This is a genomic window from Halomonas sp. ND22Bw (assembly GCF_003011945.1).
GTDB classification, from domain to species: domain Bacteria; phylum Pseudomonadota; class Gammaproteobacteria; order Pseudomonadales; family Halomonadaceae; genus Halomonas; species Halomonas halophila.
The window spans coordinates 1-319 of sequence record NZ_PXWD01000496.1; the positions used below are offsets into that span (position 1 = coordinate 1).

Sequence of the window (319 nt, forward strand, 5' to 3'; positions counted from 1 at the left end):
GGATCGCGTCGGGGCGCCAACTCCCGTCCGCGGAGCGGACGCGGTGCTCGTGCACGAAGGTCCGGCGCTCGCGCACCGTCTCGTTCCAGGCCTCGATGCTGGGCTGCTTGTCGTCCGGGTGCACGGCGTCGGCCCAGCCGTAGCCCTCGTACTCCGCGCGGGTCTGGCCGGTGATGGCGCTCCAGCCGGGCTGGTCGCCGAGCATTCGGCCTTCCGCGTCGTTGGTCCAGAGCACGCCGCGCACGGCCTGGACGGCAGCCCGGAAGCGCGCCTCGCTGGCGCGCAACTCGGTCTGGACCCGCTGCTGGTCGAACGAGGA

1 protein-coding gene is annotated in these 319 nt (G+C 73.4%); it reads right to left on the bottom strand.

Going from position 1 to position 319, the window contains the following annotated elements; all coding sequences use genetic code 11:
- On the bottom strand, positions 1-319 hold a 319-nt coding region (locus CVH10_RS19095), incomplete at both ends, for a PAS domain-containing protein (protein ID WP_146143090.1).